Annotated in this window: 17 protein-coding genes; 16 read left to right on the forward strand and 1 reads right to left on the reverse strand. The window is 40.4% G+C overall.

From position 1 onward, the window contains the following. Positions 1-362: 362 nt before the first annotated feature. The 13 genes from I6H78_RS00490 (at position 363) to I6H78_RS00550 (ending at position 19,596) form a co-directional block, all read left to right on the forward strand. Entirely contained in the window at positions 363-1,517 is a 1,155-nt protein-coding gene (locus I6H78_RS00490) for a DUF4352 domain-containing protein (protein WP_198459580.1), read from the forward strand. A gap of 78 nt (positions 1,518-1,595) precedes the next feature. Then, the gene (locus I6H78_RS00495; RefSeq protein WP_198459581.1) at positions 1,596-3,497 is read left to right on the forward strand and encodes an ABC transporter ATP-binding protein; all 1,902 of its coding nucleotides are present in this window, start codon (positions 1,596-1,598) and stop codon (positions 3,495-3,497) included. 3 nt (positions 3,498-3,500) lie between these two features. After that, positions 3,501-4,364 carry an XRE/MutR family transcriptional regulator gene (locus I6H78_RS00500; protein ID WP_198459582.1) on the forward strand — a complete coding sequence of 288 codons (864 nt, stop codon included), beginning with the start codon at positions 3,501-3,503 and terminating at the stop codon, positions 4,362-4,364. 80 nt (positions 4,365-4,444) lie between these two features. Next, on the forward strand, positions 4,445-5,623 hold the full coding sequence (locus I6H78_RS00505) for an MFS transporter (protein ID WP_198459583.1): 1,179 nt from the start codon (positions 4,445-4,447) through the stop codon (positions 5,621-5,623). 90 nt (positions 5,624-5,713) lie between these two features. Continuing rightward, positions 5,714-7,672, forward strand: a complete 1,959-nt coding sequence (gene ligA / locus I6H78_RS00510; protein ID WP_198459584.1) for an NAD-dependent DNA ligase LigA — start codon at positions 5,714-5,716, stop codon at positions 7,670-7,672. Positions 7,673-7,828: 156 nt separating this feature from the next. After that, positions 7,829-10,114 (forward strand): type I pullulanase, encoded by a 2,286-nt coding sequence (gene pulA / locus I6H78_RS00515; RefSeq protein ID WP_198459585.1) that lies wholly within the window; start codon positions 7,829-7,831, stop codon positions 10,112-10,114. 197 nt (positions 10,115-10,311) lie between these two features. Continuing rightward, positions 10,312-11,736 (forward strand): NADP-dependent glyceraldehyde-3-phosphate dehydrogenase, encoded by a 1,425-nt coding sequence (locus I6H78_RS00520; RefSeq protein ID WP_198459586.1) that lies wholly within the window; start codon positions 10,312-10,314, stop codon positions 11,734-11,736. Positions 11,737-12,008: 272 nt separating this feature from the next. Then, the gene (gene glgB / locus I6H78_RS00525) at positions 12,009-13,904 is read left to right on the forward strand and encodes a 1,4-alpha-glucan branching protein GlgB (RefSeq protein WP_198459587.1); all 1,896 of its coding nucleotides are present in this window, start codon (positions 12,009-12,011) and stop codon (positions 13,902-13,904) included. Between the two features lie 159 nt (positions 13,905-14,063). Continuing rightward, positions 14,064-15,206, forward strand: coding sequence for a glucose-1-phosphate adenylyltransferase (locus I6H78_RS00530; protein WP_198459588.1), 1,143 nt, complete (start codon positions 14,064-14,066; stop codon positions 15,204-15,206). Next, the gene (gene glgD, locus I6H78_RS00535) at positions 15,196-16,335 is read left to right on the forward strand and encodes a glucose-1-phosphate adenylyltransferase subunit GlgD (protein WP_198459589.1); all 1,140 of its coding nucleotides are present in this window, start codon (positions 15,196-15,198) and stop codon (positions 16,333-16,335) included. Before I6H78_RS00530 ends, glgD begins: the two co-directional genes overlap by 11 nt. Continuing rightward, positions 16,332-17,765, forward strand: coding sequence for a glycogen synthase GlgA (gene glgA / locus I6H78_RS00540; RefSeq protein WP_198459590.1), 1,434 nt, complete (start codon positions 16,332-16,334; stop codon positions 17,763-17,765). Before glgD ends, glgA begins: the two co-directional genes overlap by 4 nt. Before the next feature lie 61 nt (positions 17,766-17,826). Further along, on the forward strand, positions 17,827-18,471 hold the full coding sequence (gene serB / locus I6H78_RS00545) for a phosphoserine phosphatase SerB (RefSeq protein WP_198459591.1): 645 nt from the start codon (positions 17,827-17,829) through the stop codon (positions 18,469-18,471). Between the two features lie 9 nt (positions 18,472-18,480). Then, a complete protein-coding gene (locus I6H78_RS00550; RefSeq protein WP_198459592.1) occupies positions 18,481-19,596 on the forward strand; it encodes a glycerate kinase in 1,116 nt (371 codons plus the stop codon). Here the strand turns inward: I6H78_RS00550 and I6H78_RS00555 are convergent. Next, positions 19,593-20,039, reverse strand: coding sequence for a DUF1694 domain-containing protein (locus I6H78_RS00555; protein ID WP_198459593.1), 447 nt, complete (start codon positions 20,037-20,039; stop codon positions 19,593-19,595). The genes I6H78_RS00550 and I6H78_RS00555 overlap by 4 nt on opposite strands. Before the next feature lie 162 nt (positions 20,040-20,201). On the opposite strand from I6H78_RS00555, the gene eno reads away from it, so the two are divergent. The 3 genes from eno to I6H78_RS00570 all read left to right on the forward strand — a co-directional run bounded on the left by eno (position 20,202) and on the right by I6H78_RS00570 (position 23,207). Continuing rightward, positions 20,202-21,506, forward strand: a complete 1,305-nt coding sequence (eno, locus tag I6H78_RS00560; protein ID WP_000022821.1) for a surface-displayed alpha-enolase — start codon at positions 20,202-20,204, stop codon at positions 21,504-21,506. Between the two features lie 174 nt (positions 21,507-21,680). Further along, positions 21,681-22,175, forward strand: a complete 495-nt coding sequence (locus tag I6H78_RS00565) for a YkgJ family cysteine cluster protein (protein WP_198459594.1) — start codon at positions 21,681-21,683, stop codon at positions 22,173-22,175. 195 nt (positions 22,176-22,370) lie between these two features. Continuing rightward, positions 22,371-23,207 carry an AraC family transcriptional regulator gene (locus I6H78_RS00570; RefSeq protein WP_198459595.1) on the forward strand — a complete coding sequence of 279 codons (837 nt, stop codon included), beginning with the start codon at positions 22,371-22,373 and terminating at the stop codon, positions 23,205-23,207. The last annotated feature ends 81 nt before the right edge of the window (positions 23,208-23,288 follow it).

Genomic DNA, 23,288 nt, shown 5'->3' on the forward strand with positions numbered 1-23,288 from the left:
ATTTGACATTTTAGTAAAACGTTAGCATAACTTAAAATGTAGGAAATTAATTTTTGCACTTTAGCGGGAAAATGGTGGGGACTGTGCTTACTTATACTAAGTTAGGGATGAAAATTAATTATTAGATACTTTATAACATGAAAGTTTATAATTCATTTTGTAGGTTTGTTGAAGAAAAAAATCAAAAATATTGTTATATTCTATTCTTTTTATAAAGAATCCTTTAATGTCTCAAACGAACATATAGAAAAATTTAATGTAAAACTCTATAAATTTAAGATATTTTGAAAATATCTGGTTTCTGTTTTGATTTTTATTCTGCGTATGGTAAAATATAGTAAATCATTAAAGGAGAATCCATTATGAAAAAAATTCTTAAGCATTCTGCTTTGCTTTTGTCAGCTTTAGCACTTGTTGCCTGTGGAGCTCAAAAAAAAGCAAGCGACAATGGTACTGCCTCGAACTCAAACTTTGAAGTTTCTGTGAAAGATGGTATGTTTGTATTGCCTAAAGATGAAGATTCATCTTCAAGCTACCTTGCACTTCAAGTCGAAATCAAGAACAATCGTGATAAACAGTTTAGTTTTACTAGCCAAGATATTACGCTTTATAATGAAAAAGATGAAAAATTACAACCAATTCAAATCTACGAAAGCGACAGTAAAACCAAGTTTATGTCATATGGAGACAGTCTTTCTAAAGGAAAGAGCGTTGCTGGTTATGTAGTGTATGAAGTCGATAAGAATGCTAAGTATGAACTTCACTTCGCACCTAGCTTTTATGATGACATCAAAGAAAATTCTAAAAAGAATAACGATGTAGCTATTAAGGTTGATCCAAGTCAATATGAAGACAATATTGATGAAGCAAAAGATGTAATGAAAAAATATGTCGATGCTGTTTACCTCAATGGGGAAAGTTCTGGTGGTGGAACGAACCTAAGTGCTACTGATAATAAGTCGCAAGTTGTTGCGCTTGCTGATGATAAAAAGTCTTCTGATGACAGCGCTGAGTTCACAAACGATGCGAAAGCTGATAAAGAAGAGTTTATCAAGAAATTTACAGAGTCATTCGGAAAAGGCTTCTATAACTACAAACCGTCTGATTCAGAACTTAGAACATTTGCAGATGCCTACATCAAAGCAAATGCTAAGAGAGCAAAAGTTGATTACAAGGTGAAGACATATTTGCCAGATTATGCTGTTGTATATGTTAGACCAGAAACAATTGACTTGGATAATTTGAATGTTCATGAATTGAGCCGTAAATTCTACGAAGAAAACAAAGGTAAATATAGCAACTACTCAGAAGCTATGAAAGCTGGTGAGAAGTACATTTTAGAAAATGCACCAAGTCAATTTGATTCAACTCCTCTAGATACAAGCGATAACATGAAAAAAGAGGGTTATGAAATTAAAATGGCTAAGAAAGATGGTAAATGGACCATCGATACCTCTTCTAAAAACTACGACTTAAAAGATATGGCTCGCACATTCCGTGGAGGCATTGGATACTAAGATGAAAGGTTCGAGTTTTTGACTCGAACTTTTTTTGTTGCAATTGTGCAAAAGAGAAAAAGATAGTAAAATAGATGTATGATTATTTTACAAGCTAATAAAATTGAACGCTCTTTTGCAGGCGAGGTTCTCTTTGATAATATCAATCTGCAGGTTGATGAGCGAGACCGGATTGCCTTAGTTGGAAAAAATGGTGCAGGTAAGTCTACTCTTTTGAAGATTTTGGTTGGAGAAGAGGAGCCAACTAGTGGAGAAATTAATAAGAAAAAAGATATTTCTCTGTCTTACCTAGCCCAAGATAGCCGTTTTGAGTCTGAAAATACTATCTATGATGAGATGCTTCATGTCTTTGATGACTTGCGTCGGACAGAGACACAACTGCGTCAGATGGAATTAGAGATGGGTGAAAAATCTGGTGAAGATTTGGATAAATTGATGGCAGATTATGATCGTTTATCAGAGAATTTTCGCCAAGCAGGTGGCTTTACCTACGAAGCTGATATCCGCGCTATCTTGAATGGTTTCAAGTTTGACGAGTCTATGTGGCAGATGAAAATTGTCGAGCTTTCGGGTGGTCAAAATACTCGTCTGGCACTGGCTAAAATGCTCCTTGAAAAGCCCAATCTCTTGGTCTTGGACGAGCCTACCAACCACTTGGATATCGAAACCATCGCCTGGCTAGAGAATTACTTGGTAAACTATAGTGGCGCCCTCATTATTGTTAGTCACGACCGTTACTTCTTGGACAAGGTTGCAACGATTACTCTGGATTTGACTAAGCATTCCTTGGATCGCTATGTGGGGAATTACTCTCGTTTTGTGGAGCTGAAGGAGCAAAAACTAGCTACTGAGGCAAAAAACTATGAAAAGCAGCAGAAGGAAATCGCTGCTCTGGAAGACTTTGTCAATCGCAATCTAGTTCGTGCTTCGACGACCAAACGTGCCCAATCTCGACGTAAACAACTGGAAAAAATGGAGCGTTTGGACAAGCCTGAAGCTGGTAAGAAAGCAGCCGACATGACCTTCCAGTCGGAAAAAACGTCAGGTAATGTTGTCCTGACTGTTGAAAATGCGGCTATTGGCTATGATGGGGAAATATTGTCAGAGCCTATCAATCTGGATCTTCGTAAGATGAATGCTGTCGCTATCGTTGGTCCAAATGGTATTGGGAAATCAACCTTTATCAAGTCTATCGTTGATCAGATTCCTTTTATCAAGGGAGAAAAATGCTTTGGCGCTAATGTTGAGGTTGGCTACTATGACCAAACCCAAAGCAAGCTGACAGCGAGTAATACTGTACTGGATGAACTCTGGAATGATTTTAAACTGACACCAGAAGTTGAAATTCGTAACCGCCTTGGTGCCTTCCTTTTCTCTGGTGATGATGTTAAAAAATCAGTTGGAATGCTCTCTGGTGGCGAACGAGCTCGTTTGTTGCTTGCCAAGCTTTCAATGGAAAACAATAACTTCTTGATTTTGGACGAGCCAACCAACCACTTGGATATTGATAGCAAGGAAGTGTTGGAAAATGCCTTGATTGACTTTGATGGAACCTTGCTTTTTGTCAGCCACGACCGTTACTTTATCAATCGTGTCGCTACCCATGTTCTAGAATTGTCTGAAAATGGTTCGACCCTCTATCTAGGAGATTATGACTACTATGTTGAAAAGAAAGCAGAAGTAGAAATGGCTCAGGCTGAGGAAGATTTAACTAGCAATCAAGCCAAAGAAGCAAGTCCAGTTAATGACTACCAAGCTCAGAAAGAAAGTCAGAAAGAAGCCCGTAAGCTCATGCGACAAATCGAGAACTTGGAGGGTGAAATCGAAGAGCTAGAAAGTCAAAGTCAAGCCATTTCTGAACAAATGCTGGAAACCAACGATGCAGGTAAACTCATGGAATTGCAGGCTGAACTGGACAAAATCACTCATCGTCAGGAAGAGGCTATGCTTGAGTGGGAAGAATTATCGGAGCAGGTGTAAGAAATGGAACATCTTGGAAAGGTATTTCGTGAATTTCGAACAAGTGGGAAATACTCCTTGAAAGAGGCGGCAGGTGAATCATGTTCAACCTCTCAGTTATCTCGCTTCGAGCTTGGGGAGTCTGATCTAGCAGTTTCTCGTTTCTTTGAGATTTTGGACAATATTCATGTGACTATTGAAAATTTCATGGACAAGGCTAGAGATTTTCAAAATCATGAACATGTTGCCTTGATGGCACAGATTATTCCGCTTTACTACTCAAATGATATTGCAGGTTTTCAAAAGCTTCAAAAGGAACAGCTTGAGAAAGCAAAGAGTTCGACCAATCCCCTCTATTTTGAGTTGAATTGGATTCTGCTACAAGGACTGATTTGTCAAAGAGATGCTCGTTACAGTATGGAACAGAGTGATTTGGATAAGGTGGCGGATTATCTTTTTCAAACAGAAGAATGGACTATGTATGAGTTGATTCTTTTCGGGAATCTCTATACTTTCTACAATGTGAACTATGTGACTCGGATTGGCAGAGAAGTCATGGAGCGAGAAGACTACTACAAAGAAATTGGTCGGCATCGAAAACTTGTTTTGATTTTAGCTCTTAACTGTTACCAGCATTGTTTGGAAAATCGGTCCTTTGCGGATGCGGACTATTTTGAGGGCTATGTGGAGAAGTTGATTGGAAATGGTATCAAGCTTTATGAGCGCAATATTTTCCATTATCTCAAAGGTTTTGCCCTCTATCAGAGAGACTTGAAAGAAGATGGTTGTAGTCAGATGCGGGAAGCTATGCATATTTTTGATGTGCTTGGACTTCCAGAGCAAGTGGCTTACTATCAGGAACATTATGAAAAATTTGTAAATGCTTAAATTTCCCAAATAAGGGAAATTTAAAGAGACTCCTTTCAGTTTTGATACAATAGTTTCAAAATTTGAGAGGAGTTTTTTATATGAATCGACATGCAATCCAGTTGATTAGTCGTGGGGCTATTAATAAAATAGGAAATATGCTCTATGATTATGGAAACAGTGTGTGGTTGGCATCAATGGGAACGATAGGACAGACTGTTCTTGGTATTTATCAAATTTCTGAGTTGGTTACATCGATTCTAGTCAATCCCTTTGGTGGAGTGATTTCAGACCGCTTTTCACGTCGCAAAATTTTGATGACAACAGACTTGATTTGCGGTATTCTCTGTTTAGCTATTTCGTTTATCAGAAATGACAGCTTGATGATTGCTGCTCTGATCTTCGCAAATATTGTTCAGGCGATTGCCTTTGCATTTTCTCGTACGGCCAACAAAGCCATTATAACTGAGGTTGTAGAGAAAGACGAGATTGTGACCTATAATGCTCGCTTAGAGCTCGTTTTGCAGGTTGTAGGTGTCAGCTCCCCGGTACTTTCTTTCATCGTTTTACAATTTGCCAGTCTTCATATGACACTTGTTTTAGATGCCATTAGCTTTTTCATCGCATTTACCTTAGTAGCTTTTCTTCCCAAAAAAGAGACTCAGGAACAAGAGAAAAAGACTTTCAGCTGGAAAAATATTTTTGCTGATATGAAGGAAGGGATTCGCTATATTTGGCGGCAGCAAGAGATCTTTTTCCTTTTGTTAGTAGCTTCCAGTGTTAATTTCTTTTTTGCAGCTTTTGAATTTCTCCTCCCTTTTTCAAATCGGCTATACGGGGTAGAAGGAGCTTATGCAAGTATTTTGACTATGGGCGCTATTGGTTCGATTATCGGAGCTCTTCTAGCTAGCAAAATAAAGGCAGGTGTTTATAATCTTTTGATTCTATTGGCCTTGACTGGAGTTGGAGTTTTTATGATGGGGTTACCACTGCCAACTTTTCTCTCCTTTTCTGGAAATTTAGTTTGTGAACTGTTTATGACGATTTTTAATATTCACTTTTTTACTCAGGTGCAAACCAAGGTTGAGGGGGAATACTTGGGAAGAGTCCTAAGTACAATTTTTACTTTAGCCATCCTATTTATGCCGATTGCAAAAGGCTTTATGACGGTGCTACCAAGTGTTCATCTTTCTTCTTTTCTGATAATTGGAAGTGGGGTTGTCATCCTGTCTTGTTTATCCCTGATTTATGTGCGAAGCCATTTTGAAAAAGAGTTATAATTTCACTATCTTTAGAAAATATTTCAATACCAACCATTTTTCAGCCCTTCTCTATTGTGAGGAGGGCTTGCTTTGTGGTAAAATGGGATTATGAATGAAAGAATGAATGAGTTAGTTGCCTTACTTAACCGCTATGCGACCGAGTACTATACGAGTGACAATCCCTCGGTTTCAGATAGCGAGTATGATCGCCTCTACCGAGAGTTGGTCGAGTTGGAAGCCGCCTATCCAGATCAAGTTTTAGCGGACAGTCCGACCCATCGTGTTGGTGGTAAGGTTTTAGATGGTTTTGAAAAATACAGTCATCAGTATCCTCTTTATAGTTTGCAGGATGCTTTTTCACGTGAAGAGTTAGAAGCTTTTGATGCGCGTGTTCGAAAGGAATTGCCTCAAGCGACCTATATTTGCGAGCTGAAAATCGATGGTTTGTCTATCTCGCTTACGTATGAAAAAGGGATTTTGGTTGTTGGTGCTACACGTGGAGATGGTTCTATCGGTGAAAATATCACAGAAAACCTCAAGCGTGTCAAGGACATTCCTTTGACCTTGCCAGAAGAACTTGATATCACTGTTCGTGGAGAGTGTTACATGCCACGCGCTTCGTTTGACCAGGTTAACCAAGCTCGCCAAGAAAATGGTGAGCCTGAATTTGCCAATCCTCGTAATGCAGCAGCAGGAACCCTCCGTCAGTTGGATACAGCAGTAGTGGCCAAGCGCAACCTTGCGACTTTCCTCTATCAAGAAGCAAGCCCTTCAACTCGTGATAGCCAAGAAAAGGTCTTGGAGCATCTTGAACAGCTTGGCTTTGTGGTTAATCCTAAACGAATTCTGGCTAAAAGTATAGATGAGGTATGGGATTTCATCCAAGAGGTAGGACAAGAAAGGGAGAAACTGCCTTACGATATCGATGGAGTGGTCATCAAAGTCAACGACCTAGCAGGTCAAGAAGAACTCGGCTTTACCGTTAAAGCGCCCAAGTGGGCAGTCGCCTATAAATTTCCTGCTGAAGAAAAAGAAGCCCAGCTCCTTTCAGTTGACTGGACAGTAGGTCGTACTGGAGTTGTCACGCCAACTGCCAATCTAACACCCGTTCAGCTTGCTGGGACAACTGTTAGCCGTGCCACTCTTCACAACGTAGATTATATTGCTGAAAAGGACATCCGAAAAGACGATACGGTTATCGTTTATAAGGCTGGAGATATCATCCCTGCTGTTTTGCGTGTAGTAGAGTCCAAGCGTGTTTCTGAAGAAAAACTAGATATTCCGACTAACTGTCCGAGCTGTGACAGTCAATTGCTTCATTTTGAAGATGAAGTGGCTCTTCGTTGTATCAATCCTCGCTGTCCTGCCCAAATCATGGAAGGTTTGATTCACTTTGCCTCTCGAGACGCCATGAATATTACAGGCCTTGGTCCATCTATCGTTGAAAAACTTTTTGATGCCAATTTAGTCAAGGATGTGGCGGATATTTACCATTTGAAAGAAGACGATTTCCTCCTTTTAGAAGGTGTCAAGGAAAAATCAGCCTCTAAACTGTATCAAGCCATTCAAGCATCCAAGGAAAACTCTGCTGAAAAGCTCTTGTTTGGTCTGGGAATTCGCCATGTCGGAAGCAAGGCTAGCCAACTCTTGCTCCAACATTTCCACTCTATTGAAAATCTAGCCCAAGCAGACCCAGAGGAAGTAGCAAGTATCGAGAGCTTGGGTGGAGTGATTGCCCAAAGCCTTCAGACTTACTTTGCTACAGAAGGATCGAAGATTCTCTTAGATGAGTTGAAAGAAGCTGGAGTCAATCTGGACTACAAAGGACAGACTGTAGTAGCAGATGCAGCCTTGTCAGGTTTGACAGTTGTATTGACAGGAAAATTGGAACGTCTCACTCGCTCAGAAGCCAAAAGCAAACTCGAAAGTCTAGGTGCCAAAGTTACAGGCAGTGTATCTAAGAAAACGAATCTTGTCGTAGCAGGAGCAGATGCAGGAAGCAAGCTCCAAAAAGCACAAGAACTTGGAATCGAAGTTCGAGATGAAGCTTGGCTAGAAAGTTTGTAAAGAATAGTTGAAAACTAGATGTTAGATAGTCTGGAACTATCTTTCCTGATGTGTTTTTATATCTATTAATGCTATTCTCTATTGTGCTGAATTTCCCGCTAAATTTTTCAGCATGACTTAAAAAAATAAAATTGAAATTAGGAATTAGGAAAAGAAATGTATAGATACCCAGTAGTCATCCATTTTCACCGAAAAAATGGGGATTATGCCGCTTGTTCATTCAGTAGAAAACAGGCAGATGTTAAAGAAAATTTGTATTATGAAAATGACTATTTTGGAGCAAAATTCTCCTTTACAGTCACAAGTGCAGAAAGGCTCGATTCTTTGACCTTTTCTGTCGAAATAGATGGTAAGACAAAAGACTATCTTCTACGGTTTAACTATTATCCACTGTTGACTGAGGTTTGGATTTTGGATGGTGATGAGACGGTTTATTATTCTGAAAATCCAGCCATTGCAAGTCCTTGCTATAAAGATCGAAACCCGTTTGCTTTTGATAAAGCCTTTCACAGTGAAAGTTTTGATCACCATTGGGGATACCAAGGAGAGTTGGGCTATAGTATCTCTGACTATCAGACAAGTTTTAAACTCTGGGCTCCAACCGCTACAGCAGTCCAAGTGGTCGTTTATGAAAATACAAGTAACGACGCGCCGATTTGGAAAACCTTTAATCTTGAGCGTGGGAATAGCTATTCATACAGTCATAAGTACAATACCATTGGTGTTTGGAGTGTAGATTTAGACGAAAATCTTGCAGGTAAAGCCTATCAGTATCAGATTGAGTTTCCACACCATCAGACTTTGACACGAGATCCTTACACTATTGCTACAAGCCCTGACGGGAAACGTTCCGTCATTCTCTCTCAGCAAGATAGACAGGTAGAAGGATTTAAAGTCAAGCATGGGACAGACGCTCCTTGGCGTTTGGAAAACCCATGTAAAGCGGTTATCTGTGAGATGCACATTCGTGATTTTACAAAATCGCCGACGTCTGGAGTGGCAGAGCATCTCCGTGGAACTTTCCTTGGCGCTGCGCAGACAGGAACGGTTAACCAGTATGGTCAAGCAACAGCCTTTGACTATATCAAAGAACTCGGCTGTAATTATGTTCAACTCCAACCAATCTTTGATCGCCATAAGGAATATGACGAGGACGGGAATGTAACCTATAACTGGGGCTATGACCCTCAAAACTACAATGCACCAGAACCAAGTTTCTCAAGTAATCCAGATGATCCTGGACAGGTTATTCGAGACCTCAAGACCATGATTCAGGCATATCATGATGCGGGAATCGGTGTTATTATGGATGTCGTTTACAACCATACTTTCTCAACGGTTGATGCACCTTTCCAAACAACTGTCCCTGATTATTACTATCGTATGAATCCAGATGGAACCTTCCAAAACGGAACAGGTGTAGGAAATGAAACCGCAAGCGAACACGAAATGTACCGCAAGTATATGATTGACTCACTCCTTTATTGGGTGAAAGAATACAATATTGACGGTTTCCGTTTCGACTTGATGGGAATTCACGATGTCAAAACCATGCAGGCAATTCGTTGGGCGCTAGATGAGGTTGATCCCCGTATTATCACTTATGGAGAAGGCTGGGATATGGGAACCGGTCTTGCACCTTATGACAAGGCCAAGAAAGACAATGCCTACCAGATGCCAAATATTGGATTCTTCAACGACGATCAGCGTGATGCCATCAAAGGAGGAGAAGTTTACGGCTCAATCAAGGCAGGATTTGTTAGCGGTGCAGCTACAGAACCGATTGTAGCCAAAGCTATTCTTGGTAGCCGAGAGTTGGGTTCATATCTTAGTCCAAACCAAGTTCTTAACTACGTGGAAGCCCACGATAATTACAACTTACATGATTTGTTAGTAACCCTTCATCCAGAACACAGTTCAGATAAGATTATGCGCCAGGTCGAGACGGCAACAGCGATGAGCATTCTTATGCAAGGAATGTCCTTTATAGAGCTAGGTCAAGAATTTGGACGCACCAAACTCCTTGCTACTGGAGAAAATGGCGAGCTGACTGCGGCAGATAGAGAACGTGCCATGAATAGTTACAATGCTCCAGATAGTGTCAACCAGGTCAACTGGGATTTAATCAATGAGAGACAAGAGAGCATTGACTTTATTCGCCAGATTATTCGCCTAAAAACACAAACACGTGCTTTCTCTTATCCTACATATGAAGAAGTTTATCGTCATGTCTTTGTCCATACAGCTGCTGAAAATAGTGGGTGGATTGTTTACGAGATTCATGGTGAAGCAGAGCACTTATTGGTGGTATTCAATGCTAAAGGAACTTCTTTTTACTTTGAAAATGCAGGAAATCTTGAAATGCTGGTATCCAATAGTCGTTCTCAAGAGTCTAATGTGATTGATGATATCAGCGTTGCAGTCTTGAAGGTACTTTCATAGTAAATGCCACAAAAAGGTTTAGTTAACTCTAGACCTTTTTTGATTTTTATTGAAAAACCAATATCTAATAGGAATAAATTTCAAATAATTTGAAGAATCAAGTTTGTGAAAAAAATATCAATATTTTCTAAAAAGGGGTTGTAATTTTCTGAAAATTTGATAAAATAAGGTTTAATCATTTTCAGGAGGAAGAGAATTTGACAAATTATCAGAATTTAGTGAATGGAAAATGGAAATCATCAGAGAATGAAATTGCCATCTATTCTCCCATCAATCAAGAAAAGCTGGGTACAGTACCTGCTATGAGTCAGGTTGAAGTAGATGAGGCTATGAAAGCAGCGCGTACAGCTCTCCCAGCATGGCGTGATTTAGCACCAGTTGAGCGTGCAGCCTATTTGCATAAGACAGCAGACATTTTGGAACGAGATAAAGAAAAAATTGGTACCATTCTTGCCAAAGAGGTTGCAAAAGGGATTAAAGCAGCCATTGGAGAAGTAGTACGTACAGCAGATTTGATCCGTTTTGCTGCTGAGGAAGGTCTCCGTATTACTGGACAAGCAATGGAAGGTGGCGGTTTTGAAGCTGCAAGTAAAAACAAACTAGCCATTGTCCGTCGTGAGCCAGTTGGAGTTGTCTTAGCTATCGCGCCATTTAACTACCCAGTCAACCTTTCTGGATCCAAGATTGCTCCGGCTTTGATTGCAGGGAATGTTGTTATGTTTAAGCCACCAACGCAAGGATCTATTTCTGCTCTCTTGCTAGCTAAAGCATTTGACGAAGCAGGAATCCCAGCAGGTGTCTTTAACACTATCACTGGACGTGGTTCTGAAATCGGAGACTACATCATCGAACACAAGGAAGTGAACTTCATTAACTTTACAGGTTCAACACCGATTGGTGAGCGTATCGGTCGTTTGGCTGGTATGCGCCCAATTATGCTGGAGCTTGGTGGGAAAGATGCAGCAATTGTCTTAGAAGATGCAGATTTAGAAAATGCAGCTAAGCAGATCGTAGGTGGTGCCTTTAGCTACTCTGGTCAACGTTGTACTGCTATCAAACGTGTTTTGGTTGTGGAAAGCGTAGCAGACAGATTGGCTGAATTGCTCCAAGCTGAAGTTGCTAAGCTAACAGTGGGGGATCCATTTGACAATGCAGATATCACACCTGTTATTGATAATGCTTCAGCTGATTTCATCTGGGGATTGATTGAAGATGCTCAGGAAAAAGGAGCCAAAGCGCTCAGCACAATCAAACGTGAGAACAATCTCATTTGGCCAGGACTTTTTGATTATGTCACAAGAGATATGAAATTAGCCTGGGAAGAACCATTTGGACCTGTTCTCCCAATTATCCGTGTCGCTGATGCGAATGAAGCAATAGAAATTGCTAATGAATCAGAGTTCGGTCTTCAATCTTCAGTCTTTACAAATGACTTTAAGAAGGCGTTTGAAATTGCTGAAAAACTTGAAGTGGGTACCGTTCATATTAATAATAAAACACAGCGTGGACCAGATAATTTCCCATTCCTTGGTGTAAAGGGTTCTGGTGCAGGAGTACAAGGAATTAAATACAGTATCGAAGCGATGACAAATGTCAAATCCATTGTTTTTGATGTGAAATAATCTATAAAATCAGGAAAATAGCTTCCTGATTTTATTTTATTCAAAAAAATACAGTTTAAAATTGATAAAAAACGAATATTCTGGTATTATAATAAAAAAATATATGGAAATTGTTTCGTATTCTATTTTCTGGATATCTTTTTTAAAATGCTAGGAAATTTTTTGAAGGCTTTCATAAAAAAATATGATTTCCTTCGTAAATTACTTGAAAGTTATCTTAAAAGAGTGTATAATAGAATTATAGAAAACGCTTACAAAAGAAAGGGGATTGAATGAATAATCAAGAAGCATTAAGAACCTTTACTACAGGTGAGAACTTTCACCTTCAGCATTATTTAGGGGCGCATAGAGAGGAAAAAAACGGAGAAATAGGCTATACCTTTAGGGTTTGGGCCCCAAATGCACAAGCAGTTCATCTAGTTGGGGATTTTACTAATTGGGTTGAGAATCAGATTCCTATGGTTCGTAATGAAGCAGGTGTTTGGGAAGTCTTTACGAGTCAAGCTCAGGAAGGTCAGATTTATAAATATCATATCACGCGTGCAAATGGTTACCAGATTATGAAGATTGATCCTTTGGCAGTTTATTTTGAAGCTAGACCAGGTACAGGAGCAGTTCTGACCAATATCCGTGAAAAGAAATGGAAAGATGGTCTTTGGCTAGCACGTCGCAAACGTTTGGGATTTTTCGAGAGACCAGTTAATATATACGAGGCCCATGCAGGATCTTGGAAGAGAAATCCAGATGGTAGTCCCTATACTTTTTCGCAACTGAAGGACGAGTTGATTCCATACTTAGTTGAGATGAACTATACACATATTGAGTTCATGCCTTTAATGGCTCACCCACTTGGATTGAGCTGGGGCTATCAACTTATGGGTTATTTTGCTTTTGAACATTCCTATGGTACACCTGAGGAATTCCAAGATTTCGTAGAAGAGTGTCATATAAATAATATCGGTGTTATCGTAGACTGGGTTCCAGGTCATTTCACTATTAATGATGATGCCTTGGCATATTATGATGGTACACCAACTTTTGAATACCAAGACCACAACAAGGCTCATAACTACGGTTGGGGTGCGCTGAATTTTGACCTCGGAAAAAATGAGGTCCAGTCTTTCTTGATTTCAAGTATTAAATTTTGGATTGATTTTTACCATTTAGATGGTATTCGGGTCGATGCAGTGAGCAATATGCTGTATCTAGATTATGATAATGCTCCTTGGACTCCAAACAAAGACGGTGGAAACCTTAATTACGAGGGTTATTATTTCCTTCAACGTTTGAATACAGTTGTCAAGCTAGCTCATCCAGATATCATGATGATTGCAGAAGAAAGTTCATCAGCGACAAAGATTACTGGCATGAAAGAAATGGGTGGTCTTGGATTTGACTATAAATGGAATATGGGCTGGATGAACGATATCCTCCGTTTCTACGAGGAAGATCCGATTTATCGCAAGTATGACTTTAATCTTGTGACTTTTAGCTTTATGTATGTCTTCAATGAAAACTATCTCTTGCCTTTCTCACATGATGAAGTAGTTCATGGTAAGAAGAGTATGATGCATAAGATGTGGGGGGATCGCTACAATCAGTTCGCTGGTCTGCGCAATCTCTACACCTATCAAATTTGTCATCCAGGTAAGAAACTCTTGTTCATGGGTAGTGAGTACGGGCAATTCCTCGAGTGGAAGTCTGAGGAGCAGTTGGAGTGGTCTAATCTAGAAGATCCGATGAATGCCAAGATGAAGCATTTTACTTCTCAACTCAATCAATTCTATAAAGACCATCGCTGTCTGTGGGAAATTGATACTAGTTACGATGGCATCGAGATTATCGATGCTGATAATAGAGATCAGAGTGTCCTTTCCTTTATTCGTAAGGGCAAGAAGGACGAAATGTTAGTCTGTGTCTTTAATATGGCACCAGTTGAACGTAAGGACTTTACGATTGGTTTACCTGTTGCAGGTATTTACGAAGAAGTTTGGAATACAGAATTAGAAGAATGGGGAGGTGTGTGGAAAGAGCACAATCAAACAGTTCAGACTCAAGAAGGCTTATGGAAAGATTATGAGCAGACTTTGACCTTTACCTTGCCTGCCATGGGAGCAAGCATCTGGAAGATCAAGCGTCGTTTGAAACCAGCTAAGAAAAAAGAATAATGGGTTGTTGATGATATTTTTTAGATTTTAAAAACAGATGTACTTGTATTGGACTTGAAACACAAGAGAAATGGATTTCCTATTATTTTTATAAAAAAGTTTGATTTCCGACCTTCTTTCGATTTTAACGTTCACATGTCTTTATAAAAGGAGTAGAAAATGAAGAATGAAATGCTAGCTTTGATCCTTGCGGGTGGGCAAGGAACACGTCTCGGAAAACTCACTCAAAGCATTGCCAAACCGGCAGTGCAATTCGGTGGGCGCTACCGTATCATTGACTTCGCTCTTTCCAACTGTGCAAACTCTGGAATCCATAATGTTGGTGTGATTACTCAGTACCAACCTCTTGCTTTGAATAACCATATCGGAAATGGTTCTAGCTGGGGATTGGATGGCATCAGTTCAGGTGTCTCTATTTTACAACCTTATTCAGCCAGCGAAGGAAACCGTTGGTTTGAAGGGACTAGTCACGCTATCTACCAAAACATTGACTACATCGACAGTGTTAATCCTGAGTATGTTTTGATTCTTTCTGGTGACCACATCTACAAGATGGACTACGATGACATGCTTCAGTCCCATAAGGATAACAATGCCAGTTTGACAGTAGCAGTCCTAGACGTACCTCTCAAAGAAGCTAGCCGTTTTGGTATCATGAATACAGATGCCAATAACCGTATCGTTGAATTCGAAGAAAAACCTGCGCAACCTAAGTCTACAAAGGCTTCTATGGGAATTTATATTTTTGACTGGAAACGACTTCGCAATATGCTTGTTGCTGCTGAAAAGAGCAATGTGGATATGTCAGACTTTGGGAAGAACGTTATCCCTAACTATCTCGAGTCTGGTGAAAGTGTCTATGCTTATGAATTTAATGGCTACTGGAAAGATGTTGGTACGATTGAGTCACTTTGGGAAGCCAATATGGAGTACATTTCGCCAGAAAATGCTTTGGATAGCCGCAATCGTCAATGGAAAATTTACTCAAGAAACTTGATTTCACCACCCAACTTCTTTGGAGCACATGCACACGTTGAAGATTCATTGGTCGTGGATGGCTGTTTTGTAGATGGAACTGTTAAACGTTCGATTCTTTCAACAGAAGCACAAGTACGTGAAGGTGCTGAGGTCGTTGATTCTGTCATCATGAGCGGAGCTATTATTGGCTATGGAGCAAAGATTACTCGTGCTATTATTGGTGAGGGTGCCATTATTGCAGACGGCGTAGAGATTGACGGAACTGACGAAGTACAAGTAGTAGGATACAATGAAGTAGTGGGGGTAGCAACAGATGAAGATTGATAAATATTCAGCCATTTTAGGAAACACAGTTGGTTTTCATGATATGTCAACGTTAACAGAACACCGTCCGGTGGCTAGCTTGCCTTTCGGTGGGAAATACCGTTTGATTGACTTCCCCCTTTCCAGTCTTGCAAACGCAGGTGTTCGTAGTATCTTTGGTATTTTCCAACAAGATAATATCAGCTCAGTATTCGACCATATCCGTTCAGGTCGTGAGTGGGGCTTGTCCACCCTTCTAAGTCACTACTATCTAGGAATTTATAATACTCGTGTTGAAAGCAGTACAGTTGGAAAAGAGTATTACCAACAGCTTCTTACCTACTTGAGACGTTCAGGTTCAAACCAAACCGTTTCGATTAACTGCGATGTGCTGGTGAATATTGACTTGAATCAAGTCTTCCATCTACACAATACAACGAAAGGTCCGATCACAGTTGTATATAAGAAACTTCCGAAGAAAGACATTTCAGATGTGAATGCTATCTTAGAAATTGATGAAACAGACCATGTTCGTTCGCATAAACTCTTTGATAACAAGTCTACGGATGAACTCTTCAACATGTCTACAGATATCTTTGTTGTGGATACTCCTTGGTTGATTGAACAACTTGAAGAAGAGGCTCAGAAAGAATATCCTGAAAAGCTGCGCTATGTTCTTCGTGATTTAGCTGCAAAAGAAGGAGCTTTTGCTTACGAATACACAGGCTACTTAGCGAACATTCATTCTGTTCAGTCCTATTATCAAGCAAACATCGATATGCTTGAATCTAAAAAATTCTACTCTCTTTTCTCACCAAATCAAAAGATTTATACAAAAGTTAAGAATGAAGAACCAACCTACTACGCGAATACTTCAAAAGTAAGTACTTCTCAGTTTGCTTCTGGTAGTATCATTGAGGGTGAAGTAGTTCAGTCAGTCCTATCTCGTAACATTTATGTTCACAAAGATAGTGTGGTGAAGGACAGCATTTTATTCCCTCGTGTTGTGATTGGGCAAGGAGCCCAGGTTGAATATGCCATTCTAGACAAGGGAGTTGAGGTTGCGGACGGTGTTGTCATTCGAGGCACAGCAGAACATCCAGTTGTAGTGAAGAAGGGTGAAACAGTAACAGAGGATATTTATTCATGAAAATTTTATTTGTAGCGGCAGAAGGAGCACCATTTTCAAAAACAGGTGGTTTGGGCGATGTCATTGGCGCACTTCCCAAATCACTTGTAAAAGCGGGGCACGAAGTTGCAGTTTTCTTGCCTTATTATGATATGGTAGAAGCTAAGTTCGGAGACCAGATAGAGGATGTTCTTCACTTTGAAGTTAGTGTGGGATGGCGTAGACAGTATTGTGGTATTAAGAAAACTGTTTTGAATGGGGTTACCTTCTACTTCATTGATAATCAATATTATTTCTTCCGTGGTCATGTGTACGGTGATTTTGACGATGGTGAACGCTTCGCCTTTTTCCAACTGGCTGCTCTTGAAGCTATGGAACGCATCGGCTTTATCCCTGACCTTCTCCATGTTCATGACTACCACACAGCCATGATTCCCTTCTTGTTAAAAGAAAAGTACCATTGGATTCAGGCTTATCAAGGAATCAGAACCGTTTTAACCATTCACAATTTGGAATTCCAAGGTCAATTTTCTGAAGGAATGTTGTGGGATTTGTTCGGTGTTGGGTTTGAACGCTATGCTGATGGCACTCTTCGCTGGAATGATTGCCTTAACTGGATGAAGGCTGGTATCCTATATGCAGATCGTGTCTCAACCGTATCTCCTAGCTATGCGCATGAGATTATGACCAGTCAGTTCGGTTGCGGTTTGGACCAGATTCTTCGCATGGAGTCAGGTAAGGTTTCAGGTATTGTCAATGGTATTGACGCAGATCTTTATAATCCTCAAACAGACCCGCTTTTAGACTATCATTTTGATAAGGAAGATTTGTCTGGAAAAGCTCAAAACAAAGCAAAATTACAAGAGAGAGTTGGGTTGCCTGTGAGAGCAGATGTCCCTCTAGTTGGGATTGTCTCTCGATTGACACGCCAAAAAGGTTTTGATGTCGTTGTAGAAAGCTTGCATCGTTTCTTACAGGAGGACGTTCAAATCGTTCTTTTAGGAACAGGTGACCCAGCTTTTGAACAGTCCTTCTCCTGGTTTGCGCAAGTCTATCCTGACAAACTATCAGCAAATATCACTTTTGATGTCAAACTTGCTCAAGAAATCTACGCAGCTTGTGATCTATTCCTCATGCCAAGTCGTTTTGAACCATGTGGTTTGTCTCAAATGATGGCGATGCGCTATGGAACTCTACCATTGGTTCATGAGGTTGGTGGTTTGCGTGATACGGTTCAATCCTTCAATCCGATCGAAGGAACTGGTACTGGATTTAGCTTTGACAATTTAACACCATACTGGCTTAACTGGAGTTTCCAAACAGCCTTGGATGTCTATAAGCATCAGCCAGACGTTTGGAGAAATCTACAAAAACAAGCTATGGAATGTGATTTCTCATGGGATACAGCTTGCAAGTCTTATCTTGACTTGTACCATAGTTTAGTCAACTAATAGATAAAATCGTATGATTCTTTCATACGATTTTTGGGCTGTTTAGAAAAGAGGAGAAGTGATGACTCAAGTAATGGGGCTCTGTGTTATGGATGTTGATGGCACTCTGATAGCAGAGGAAGTGATTGATCTTTTAGGAAAAGAAGCAGGTTGCGAAGAAGAAATATCGCAGATTACAAGCCAGGCAATGCGAGGCGAACTGGACTTTGAAACAAGCTTACGAGCGAGAGTGGCTTTGTTAAAAGGTCTTCCGGTTTCGGTCTTTGATACTGTCTTCAAATCCATCAATCTGTCCAAGAATGCTCAAGAATTTATCTCCATACTTCAAAAGAAGGGCATTCTAGTCGGTCTAGTGTCTGGTGGATTTGCACCAATAGTTGAGAGATTAGTAAAATCCCTTGGCATCTCCTATTTTTCTGCCAACCAGTTGGAAGTCAAAGACGGTTTTTTAACAGGTCGACTAGTTGGTGAAATTGTGACAGCCCAAGAAAAACAAGCCACTCTTGAGAAATGGAAAAAAGAACTGAAACTTCCCAAAGAAAGAACGATTGCTATCGGTGATGGTGCCAATGACCTCTTGATGTTAAAGTCAGCAGGATGTGGTATTGCATTTTGTGCCAAAGAGGTCGTAAAAACAGAGATAACTTGTCATATAGATACGAGGGATCTTTTAGAAGTTCTACCTTTGATTGATTTCTTAGAATGAGAGGGAACTATGAAAATTGTAATTGCACCCGATTCTTTTAAAGAAAGTTTGACGGCAGAAGAGGTCGCTCAAGCTATAAAAAGAGGATTCCAAAAATCGATAGCAAATGTAGAATGTCTGCTCTGTCCTGTTGGTGATGGTGGGGAAGGAACTGTAGATGCTATTCGACATTCTCTTGAACTCGAAGAAAAATGGCAAGAGGTGACAGGGCCCTTTGGCCAAAAAGAAGCCGTGCGCTACTTTTATAAAGGCCAAATAGCGCTTTTTGAAGTTGCTGACTTGGTTGGTTTAGGAAAGATTCCGCAGGAGAAACGAAACTCTCTTCACATCCAAACTTGTGGTACCGGAGAGTTGATTCGCCATCTCATTGATCAAGGGATGAAAGAAATCTATATCGGAGTTGGTGGTACGGCAAGTAATGACGGTGGGATAGGCATTGCCGCTGCTTTGGGTTATCGTTTTTATGATAAGAATGGAAAGGAATTGCCAGCTTGTGGTCAGACTTTGCTTGAGTTCGAGTCAGTTTCAAATAGCAAGTTGTATAGGATACCTGAAGATGTGAAAATCCGTATTTTAGCAGATGTCGTGAGCCCTCTATGTGGTTATCAAGGAGCAACCTATACATTTGGAAAACAAAAGGGCTTAAATCCTGCTTTGTTTGAGACAGTAGATTTGGCTATACAGCGGTTCTATGAAAAATTTTCACCATCAACCCTGTCTCTTAAAGGAGCAGGAGCCGGCGGTGGGATTGCGGCTGGGCTCTGTGCCTTTGCTGAGGCCACTATCGTATCTGGGATTGATACTTGTTTAGATTTGATTGATTTTGATAAGAAAGTTGCAGGGGCAGACTTGGTTATCGTTGGAGAAGGTCGACTGGACAGTCAAAGCTTTGTTGGAAAAGCTCCTATTGGTGTAGCAAAAAGAACCCCTAACGGAGTCCCTGTTATTGCTATTTGTGGTAGTTTTGCTGACGATTTGCCTCCCCTACCATTCGAAAATATACAAGCAGTATTCTCTATCCTAGAGAAAAGTGAACCTTTGGAAGATAGTCTTAAAAATGCAAGTCTCTATTTGGAGCACACAGCTACTAATATTGGTCGTTTGTTAAATTTGAGAAATCATTAACCAAACCATTTCTTCCAAATAGATTTTTTAGGAGCCTCTGCCTTTTTCTCCTCCCAGAGGTTTGAGAAAGCAAGTCTGAGGTCCTTTTCGTCTACTTGAACAGGTTCATTTGTATGAATGACAAGACCAAAAGGAGAGGTGATATGATCATCTGAAACAATAGTCGCCTGACAGTTGCTTTCCTTTGCTTGTTTTAAGTAAAAGACCTGTTTGTCAAACTCGATATTTGGTGAAATCTTCACAAAAAGTGCCTCTACCTTTTCTTGAAAACCCTCTAAAATAGAGAAAAATCCATGTTCTAATTCAGGACTATTGGCAGTACTGATATCCGCGTAGCCAAGAACTCTTTCCTCAAAAGTGCCGAGATAGCGGCGTTGTTCGTCAGGGTTTAATTTCGGCCCACCATGAGCTTTTTCTAATAGTTGTTTTGATAAATCTGTCATAAAAACAGTATATCACAAAAATCGCAAGAAAACAGACAAAAGAAAGCGATTACTTTATAAAGTTAAGGAAAATTTGCACAAAGATAACGTTTTTTCTTGAAAAACGCTTATTTTTAAGGTATCATAGAGGTGTAAAAAATTTAACTCAAAGGAGAGTAAAAAATGTCAATTATTACTGATGTTTACGCTCGCGAAGTCCTAGACTCACGCGGTAACCCAACACTTGAAGTAGAAGTTTATACTGAATCAGGTGCTTTCGGACGTGGTATGGTTCCATCAGGAGCTTCTACTGGTGAACACGAAGCAGTTGAACTTCGCGACGGTGACAAATCTCGTTACGGTGGTCTTGGTACACAAAAAGCTGTTGACAACGTAAACAACATCATTGCTGAAGCAATCATCGGCTACGATGTACGTGACCAACAAGCTATCGACCGTGCTATGATCGCACTTGACGGTACTCCTAACAAAGGTAAATTGGGTGCAAACGCAATTCTTGGTGTGTCTATCGCTGTAGCTCGTGCTGCTGCTGACTACCTTGAAATCCCACTTTACAGCTACCTTGGTGGATTCAACACTAAAGTTCTTCCAACTCCAATGATGAACATCATCAACGGTGGTTCTCACTCTGACGCTCCAATCGCTTTCCAAGAATTCATGATTGTACCTGCTGGTGCACCATCATTCAAAGAAGCTCTTCGTTGGGGTGCTGAAATCTTCCACGCTCTTAAGAAAATCCTTAAATCTCGTGGTTTGGAAACAGCCGTAGGTGACGAAGGTGGATTCGCTCCTCGTTTCGAAGGAACTGAAGACGGTGTTGAAACTATCCTTGCTGCGATCGAAGCTGCTGGATATGTTCCTGGTAAAGACGTATTTATCGGATTTGACTGTGCTTCATCAGAATTTTACGATAAAGAACGTAAAGTTTACGACTACACTAAATTCGAAGGTGAAGGAGCTGCTGTACGTACTGCTGCAGAACAAATCGACTACCTTGAAGAATTGGTAAACAAATACCCAATCATCACTATCGAAGATGGTATGGACGAAAACGACTGGGACGGTTGGAAAGCTCTTACTGAACGTCTTGGTGGTAAAGTTCAATTGGTTGGTGACGACTTCTTCGTAACAAACACTTCTTACCTTGAAAAAGGTATTGCAGAAGGTGCCGCTAACTCAATCCTTATCAAAGTTAACCAAATCGGTACTCTTACTGAAACATTCGACGCTATCGAAATGGCGAAAGAAGCTGGTTACACTGCTGTTGTATCACACCGTTCAGGTGAAACTGAAGATTCAACAATTGCTGACATCGCAGTTGCAACTAACGCAGGACAAATCAAGACTGGTTCACTTTCACGTACAGACCGTATCGCTAAATACAACCAATTGCTTCGTATCGAAGACCAACTTGGTGAAGTAGCTGAATACCGTGGATTGAAATCATTCTACAACCTTAAAAAATAAAATAGTTCAGTGAACTATTTTATCCCGAACCTTGAAATTCAAAAGTTCGGCCGTTGATTTAACAACGTTTTTAGCCCCTCGGATTTTTTCCGAAGGGCTTTTTATGTGCAATACTCAAAAATGAAAAATAACTTATGGTATAATAGACAAAAACACTTGTATTAGAAAGAAACTATGTCTAAAGAAATTGATATTGAGTATTACCATCAGCTAGCCTTGCAAAAGCAGAAGGAGCACCGCAAAGTGTTAGCTAATCTAAAGAAAAAACCTCCTAAAAACTTAGATAAGATTGCGCAGCAGATTCACCAAGAAGTCTTTGCTGAGATTGATTGTACTGCCTGTGCCAACTGTTGCAAGACTTTGGGACCAGACTTTAAAGAGGCAGACATCACCCGTATTGCTAAGTACTTTAAGATGAAATTACCAGCTTTTGAAGCGGAATTTCTGCAGGTGGATGAAGATGGGGACAAGGTTTTCAAATCCATGCCCTGCCCCTTTCTAGGGGGAGATAATCTCTGCTCAATCTATGATGTTCGTCCCAAGGCCTGCCGGGAATTTCCTCATACAGACCGTAAAAAGATCCATCAGATTAATCATCTGACCATCAAAAATACCCTGACCTGCCCAGCGGCTTATCTCTTTGTGGAGAAGCTGCGGGAGAGATTGTAGAAATCCCCTAAATCTTGTACAAAAATTCTGGGGCGGAAGTATCTTATATCTGTTATACTATAGTTAGAATTGAACACGGCCTAAAAGCTGTGTGAAAAAGATGAAATTTTCTCGGAGCAGGAGCCCCTCCGTCAATTTTCCAATTTTCACTTTGCTTTTAACGGTCTTAGTATCTTTTGTGAGGTGAAAAAGAATATGATGCATCAATTCAATCAAACCATGGATTATTTGGAGCAGCAGTTGACTGGAGAAGTGGATATGAAAATATTTCAGCAGCTATCGGGCTATTCTTACCCTCTCTTTAGCAGGCTATTTTCTATCCTGGCAGATATGACATTAGCAGAATACCTGCGCAATCGCAGGCTGTCAGAAGCTGTGATAGACTTGCGGGAAGGCTCTGAGAAGGTCATTGACATAGCGTTGAAATACGGCTATGAGTCTGCGGATGCTTTTAGCGCAGCCTTTAAGAAATTCCATGGGGCAACTCCCTCAGAAGTTCGAAATGGAAAACCTTATCGGGTTTTTCCTAAACTTCAATTATCCTTAAAAATCACAGGAGGAAAGAACATGAATATCAAGATTCAAAAGAAACCTGCATTTTCCGTGGCAGGCGTCCTATTGGAAGCTATTGACAATAGCCAGTGTCCGTCTGCATGGGAGCAGCTCTATGCCAATCACAGCTTTGAAAGGCTAGAGAGTCTAGGCAGTGGCCAATCCTTTGGTGTCTGCTCCGATGTCAAAGAAGGCGAAATCATCAACTATATGGCTGCCTATGATGTGACGGATAAAGCTAAAGCAGAAGAACTAGGTCTGTTCATCAAAGATATCCCAGCCGCTGAATATGCTATTGTACCAGTCAAAGGCCCTATACCAGCTAGCATTCACAATGCTTGGAAATATGTCTTGGAGGTCTTTTTCCCTGAAACAGGCTATCGCCACTCAGGCTCACCAGACTTCGAAGTCTATACCGAAGGTGACATGTCATCACCTGACTATCAAATGGAACTCTGGATACCAGTAATCAAGGACTAGATCATTTTCTGACATTTTATAAAAATGCAAAACCAACTCTGTAGAAGATAGCTTTTACAGAGTTTTTCTTTGTTTTGGATT

Source organism: Streptococcus oralis (assembly GCF_016127915.1).
GTDB lineage: Bacteria > Bacillota > Bacilli > Lactobacillales > Streptococcaceae > Streptococcus > Streptococcus oralis_BO.